This is a genomic window from Ensifer sp. 2TAB8, from assembly GCF_052115125.1.
Taxonomy (GTDB): domain Bacteria; phylum Pseudomonadota; class Alphaproteobacteria; order Rhizobiales; family Rhizobiaceae; genus Ensifer.
Map to the genome: position 1 here is coordinate 229,914 of NZ_JBFRGB010000010.1, position 6,400 is coordinate 236,313.

Genomic DNA, 6,400 nt, shown 5'->3' on the forward strand with positions numbered 1-6,400 from the left:
TCAGGCGGATGCGCCTGCAAACCGCGCTTCCTCGCGCTTGAAGAGATCGGCGAGGCGATCGATGACCGTCCGGACTTCCGGGCGGCGGCGGTCGTCGTCGTTTGCCGCGATCCGCAACGGATGCGTCAGGCCGTCGATCAGTCCGCTTTCGCGCTGCAGGAGCGGATCACCGTCGCCGATAAAGGCAGGCAGCACGCCGCGCCCAGCGCCATTGCGGATCAGCCGCACGAGCAGGGCGGGGCTGTCGGTCCAGGTGTGGATCTGCTGCTCGCGGTTTTCAAAGACCCATCTCTCCGCCGGCGAGCCGGCAACTTCGGTGGCAATCGATATCCAGGGAAAGTCGTCACGCTCCGGCATGTTGCCGGCGCGATAGGCGGCATAGGCGATGTTCACCGAGCGGCGCACCGCCACGTTGCCGGAGCGGGGCTGTTCGTGCAGCACGGCGACGTCCGCCTCCCGGAAGGTCAGGTCGAAACCGTGACGTACGTGCTTGCAGCAGAAGCGAAAGCCGTCGCCCCAGGCCCGGATGTCCGTTGAATGATCGGCGACGAAGCCTGAGACCCAGGCGTCGCTTGCGACCGACACGATCGGCAGCGCAAAAGCATCGCGGTGCCAATCGGAGATGTTCTCGGCGGCATTCTGCATGGCACGGACATGTTCGAACAGGATCTGGCCGTCGTGGGCAAGGCGGTAACCCTGCTGGCTGCGTATGAAGAGCACCCTGCCGGTCGTGCGCTCGAGCGCGAGCATGCGACGGCCGATGGTTGGCGTGCTCAAGCCTGTCCGCGTGGCCGCGCCGCTCAACCCGCCCTCGGTCGCAACGTGATAGAACAGTTTCAAATCGTTCCATGCTGCCTCGGCCATAAGCACTCCATGGCGGTCACTGTCTCGTAGTAACGCGGGTTGTCCGCGTTGGCTTCCGTTCACCGATGAAAGACGCCTTTCAGCGGTGCGCCTACAACGCTGCCGGCGAAGACATTAGGTCTCCTGGTGTCTCAAGGCAAAGGAGGCGAGAACATGTTTGAACATTGGGCAGTCATGTGGACCGTTCTTCAGCGTGAACGTCGCCGCGGGTCATGCAACGGCTTGGATGATCCGCTCGACGGACCGGAGTGGCGTGGCCTGCACTGGGTGCTGCCGGTCTTCTCTTTCCTGCTTAACCGGTGCAGATCGGACGCGCGCTCGACGCGTTCCGATGCGCCACTCACGGAACGCACAGGCGCGCGCTGGGACGCGAGGGCCAGCCATTGCCGGCCCCAAGCCGCCGGGCACGATCGCTGAACATTCTGTCGCCTATCTTGGCGGCGGCTGTAGCATCAGGGATGCCACTATCCCATTGAAACGGCGCATCGTTCTTTCGATATAGAGAGCAGGACTTTCGGGATCGTGCGCTCCGCGGACATATCCTTGCGTTCCATGCGTGCTGCAAAGCAATGAATTCTGGTAGGATGGCTTTCCAAGCGTTTCCTTAACGTCTATAAGCCCGCATTCCGCGGCGTTTCCGCCTTGGGTGGGCACAAGGCCGGGCTCAGCGTCCGGGGCAGGGCACGCGGATGTGAGTGAAATTTCCGAATACCGGGCGGCCATCTTCGGCCGTCAGGGCGCGACCCGCGCGGACAGAACCGCGGCAGACAACAGGTGATCGAAATGGCACAGACTTGGACTCCAAACAGCTGGCGGCAAAAACCCATCCAGCAGGTGCCGGACTATCCGGACCTGGCAGCGCTTGAGGCGACCGAAGCGCGCCTCGCGAAGTATCCGCCGCTGGTGTTTGCGGGTGAAGCGCGCCGTCTGAAGAGCGCCCTTGCCAATGTTGCCGAAGGCCGCGGCTTCCTGCTGCAGGGCGGCGACTGCGCCGAAAGCTTCGCCGAACACGGCGCCGACACGATCCGCGACTTCTTCCGCGCCTTCCTGCAGATGGCCGTCGTTCTGACGTTCGGCGCCCAGCAGCCGGTGGTCAAGGTTGGCCGTATCGCCGGGCAGTTCGCCAAGCCGCGCTCGTCGGGTGTCGAGAAGCAGGGCGATGTCACGCTGCCGTCCTACCGTGGCGACATCATCAACGGCATCGAGTTCACCGAGGAAGCGCGTATTCCGAACCCGGAACGCCAGATCATGGCTTACCGCCAGTCGGCCGCGACGCTGAACCTTCTGCGCGCCTTCGCGATGGGTGGCTATGCCAACCTCGACAACGTGCACCAGTGGATGCTCGGATTCGTCAAGGACAGCCCGCAGGCCGAGCGCTACCGCAAGCTCGCCGACCGGATTTCCGAGACCATGGACTTCATGAAGGCGATCGGCATCACCTCGGAGAACCATCCGAGCCTGCGCGAGACCGATTTCTTTACCAGCCATGAGGCGCTGCTGCTTGGCTACGAGCAGGCCCTGACCCGCGTCGATTCGACCTCGGGCGACTGGTACGCCACCTCCGGCCACATGATCTGGATCGGCGATCGTACCCGCCAGCCCGACCATGCGCATATCGAATATTGCCGTGGCATCAAGAACCCGCTCGGCCTGAAGTGCGGTCCGTCGTTGACGGCCGATGGCCTGCTGGAGTTGATCGACCTTCTGAACCCGGCCAACGAAGCCGGCCGCCTGACGCTCATCTGCCGCTTCGGCCATGACAAGGTCGCCGAGCATCTGCCGCGCCTCATCCGTGCGGTCGAGCGCGAAGGCAAGAAGGTCGTCTGGTCCTGTGATCCGATGCACGGCAACACGATCACGCTCAATAACTACAAGACCCGCCCGTTCGAGCGGATCCTGTCGGAAGTCGAGAGCTTCTTCCAGATCCACCGCGCCGAAGGCACGCATCCGGGCGGCATCCACATCGAGATGACCGGCAACGACGTGACGGAATGCACGGGTGGTGCACGTGCGCTTTCCGGCGACGATCTTGCCGACCGTTACCACACCCATTGCGATCCGCGCCTCAATGCGGACCAGGCGCTGGAGCTCGCGTTCCTGCTCGCCGAACGCATGAAGGGCGGTCGCGACGAGAAGAAGATGGTCGTCAACGGCTGATCTAAATCCCTGGCATCGTTCAGGTTTTCTGAACATCGCTTTGGGAGTTTTGAATTTGACAATGCCGGGCCGGCTCTGGAAGCTGGCCCGGCATTTTCGTGTCTGGAGCAGGATGCGCCGCGCGTGATCGTGCCGCCGGATCGACCTCATGACAGGGTGATGCACCACGACTTTCGCTTTGGGGGGGAGGACAATGCCGGACGTTCACAAGGGAAGCTGTCTTTGCGGGGCAGTGCGCTTTACCGCGCGTGGCGAGTTGCGCGAGCTGATCTATTGCCATTGCGGCCAGTGCCGGAAGCAGACCGGCCTCTATTATGCCGCGACCAATGTTCAGGACGCGGATCTCGAAGTGGAGGGGACGGAGAACCTCACTTGGTACCGGGCGAGCGAGAGCGCCAGCCGCGGCTTTTGCCGGCATTGCGGCTCAGCCCTGTTCTGGAAGGCGGATGGGCTGGACTACACCTCGATCCTCGCCGGCTCCTTCGAGAAGCCGACTGCGCTCAAGGCCGGCTATCATATCTTCTGCGACGATCAGGGCGACTTCTACGAGATCAGCGACGACTTGCCGAAATATGCGGCTGGGCGCAGTTGAGCGATCACTCCGGCGCGGTCTTTGCCTGCCGGACCGCCTGTTCGAAGCCATTGGCAAGGCCGGCCATCTTGACCGATTGCCACTGACAATATTCGTCGATCAGGCGTTCGCCTAGCCAGAACAGCCCGCGCTGGCCCTCGCCCGCGCGGCCGATGAGGCCCGCATCCTGAGCACGGGTGAAAATGCGCCTGATATGCGTGTTCGAGATCATGTAGTGCGTGGCGAGTTCCGAGAGGCTCGCTTCGAGCCAGACCTTGCCATCGACCGGTTCCAGGCTGTCTGGCCGTGACATCAGATCGTCCAGCAGCAGGCCGCCGCATTCGGTCCAGACGAAGGCGGCCACAGCTTCCGGTGGTTCGCTCCACCGCTGATCGGTCAGCAGCAGGCGGGTCGCGATCGGCTGGGCGCGCTCAAAGACAGTCCGGTCGGCTTCGACGCGCTGAAGGCGGCCCTTGCCGTCGAAGCGGTCGAGTGTGCCCATCTGGCTCATGAACCAGCGCAGCATCGCCCCTTCGCTGATTTCGGTCGGCTCCAGGGGGCGCACCTTCTTCTTGGCGCGGCCGCCATCCGTATCGCGCAGCAGCTTGTAGGTCAGCAGTTCGGCGATGAAGGCCGCAGCGGTGTTGCGGCTGGCGCCGCCCATTTCGTGCATGAATTTCAGGAGGCGCGCAGTCGTGATGCCGGTTTCCGGATTGCCCGGGTCGCGCTCGAGGTGCAGCGTGTAGACAGCCTGGCTCAGCGTCCACTTCTGGTGAGAGGCGACGAGACGGGCAACCCGCGGGAAGATGTCGAACACCGACATGAGATCCCGCGCGCTCGCCTGAAGGATCGCCCGGAAGTTCGGATGATTACGAAAATCTTCTGCGGTGAAGGCAAGTGCACCAGCCGGTACAACGCCTTCATGCTCTGCCACGACACGCATTTGCTGCGCACCCCCCCCGATGCTTGCGCGGCTCGCCCGATTCTTGATTTTTCAAGTTGCCCGGTCCAACCGCCTTCAGCCTTACCCCTTATAGCAGGATTAGCCTGCCCATAACGTGCGAACAACCGATTTTGTTCAAAAAGGGGCGCCTGACCTCCCATCGTCAGGCGCCCCTTACGTACAACTGAACCCGGTCACTGCACCAGAACTGGCGGCTGGCACTTGACGCCGGTGACGCGCACATCGGCCTCGCCGACCCGGACGCCGACGAGCAGGAGCAGGTTGTAGAGCAGGTCGTCGACCGGCTTGGTGACGGAGCCCAGGGTCTGGGCCAGCGCCTGCTGGATGATCGTGGGGCTGCCGAGCGTGAGGAACAGGACCTGGATGTTGAGGTCGAGCTTGTTCAGCAGCGTCTGGGTCGTTGAGGTGAGAATATCCTTCGTGGAAACGCTCTTGATCGATCGAGCCGCAATCTCGGATGGGCTGAAGCTCAGGCGCGAGGCCTTGAGGTTCTGCGCCTCCACATGAGCGAGCGCATCGATCTTGACGACGAGGGCATCGACGAGGCGGGCTCTTTGCACGCGGGCATCGGACGAGAAGTTGGAGAGTACGGTCGGGTCGACGTCGCCGATGGCAATCTCGGCTACGCCGGGTATCGCGTCCACACTGACCGCTGCATTTTCCGGTGTGCCCCCGTAGCAGCGAATGTCGGCAAGCTTCGCTTCAGCATAGGCGAGTTCGACATAGATGGGGAGCCGGATGCGAATGCCGGCAAGGGCCGCAAGGCCATCGACGTTGACTTCGACGGCGAGGCGGGTCTGCGCGGTGCGCACCGCTGCACCCGGTGTTGCGAGCCGATGGCTTGGCGTCTCCACCGGTGGTTCGCCGATCGCGAGCTTGACCTTGGCAGAGGCGATGCCGGGAAGCCCGGTCACGGCGTTGAGCGCGATCTGGTTTTCGCCATTGGCAATTGCGGCAGCCGCAGAGACGAGTTGCAGCGCGCCGACCTTCATCGCCCAGTCGGGGCCGGCATCGACCTGCAGGCTCTTTTTCGGGTCGAGATTGAGGATTTGCGCCAGTGTAACGGTCTTCCTGTTGCCGGTTGTCGAAAGCTCGATGCTCTTCAGTGCGGCCGTGACGGTGCCCGACAGGCCCTGCACGAGCCGCATCGAGGAGAGTAGTTGCGGTATGGTCAGGTTGGCCTTCAGCACGTCCTCGTAGGAGGCGGCCGTCAGGTTGAGTTTTGTCGCGACGACCTTCAGGAACGGCTGGACGTCGATGTCGGCGTTGATGAGTGCCTCATAGTCCATGATCTTGAGAGAGACGGTGGTCCCGAGCATCTGGCCGAGGATCGAGTTCAGCAACCCGTCGTTCAGGCTGGCGAGGCGTGAGCCGACGGAGAACGCGGCAATCTTGGAACTGGCGGCCGTACCGACGACGTTGAGATCCGGTGGCGCACTGAAGATGGAGGCAAGGAAGATCTTGCCTTTCTTTTCCAGCAGAACCTGCACGGCGTCGGTCGGCGTGGCGTCCTTGATGAAGCGCTGTCCGGCATCGACCGAAGGGTCGGGGACGTAGCGACCGCGCGTCAGTGTGGCGACGCCGTCGACCTTTCCCGTGCCGACATCGCTCAATGGCAGCACCTTGCCATCCGCCGTCATCAAGCCGCTTGGCGTTGCGACTGCGTAGTTGAGGCCATTGTTGGAGAAGTGGTTGAGGACGGCCTTTTCGGCGGACGAGATGTTGGCCGCTGCAGCAATCGCGGCCAGGTCGACCGTCGACTGCATCTCCCGCTTTTGGACAGTCAGATAACCGTAGTCGATGCCGAGTGCCATGGAGGTGACGACCAATGGCATGACAAGGGC

At 62.9% G+C, this 6,400-nt stretch carries 5 protein-coding genes; 2 read left to right on the plus strand and 3 right to left on the minus strand.

Going from position 1 to position 6,400, the window contains the following annotated elements:
• Nucleotides 1-864 (minus strand): LysR family transcriptional regulator, encoded by an 864-nt coding sequence (locus tag AB4Z53_RS18575; RefSeq protein ID WP_441597002.1) that lies wholly within the window; start codon nt 862-864, stop codon nt 1-3.
• A 783-nt stretch (nt 865-1,647) separates the two neighbouring features.
• On the opposite strand from AB4Z53_RS18575, the gene AB4Z53_RS18580 reads away from it, so the two are divergent.
• Nucleotides 1,648-3,021 (plus strand): class II 3-deoxy-7-phosphoheptulonate synthase, encoded by a 1,374-nt coding sequence (locus AB4Z53_RS18580; protein ID WP_113540145.1) that lies wholly within the window; start codon nt 1,648-1,650, stop codon nt 3,019-3,021.
• A gap of 193 nt (nt 3,022-3,214) precedes the next feature.
• Complete coding sequence (locus AB4Z53_RS18585) at nt 3,215-3,613, plus strand: GFA family protein (RefSeq protein WP_441597004.1); 399 nt, start codon at nt 3,215-3,217, stop codon at nt 3,611-3,613.
• A 4-nt stretch (nt 3,614-3,617) separates the two neighbouring features.
• Here AB4Z53_RS18585 and AB4Z53_RS18590 read toward each other — a convergent pair whose 3' ends face one another.
• Entirely contained in the window at nt 3,618-4,535 is a 918-nt protein-coding gene (locus AB4Z53_RS18590; protein ID WP_113540109.1) for a hypothetical protein, read from the minus strand.
• Nucleotides 4,536-4,729: 194 nt separating this feature from the next.
• A partial coding sequence (locus tag AB4Z53_RS18595; protein WP_441597006.1) for a TadG family pilus assembly protein occupies nt 4,730-6,400 on the minus strand: 1,671 nt, incomplete at its 5' end.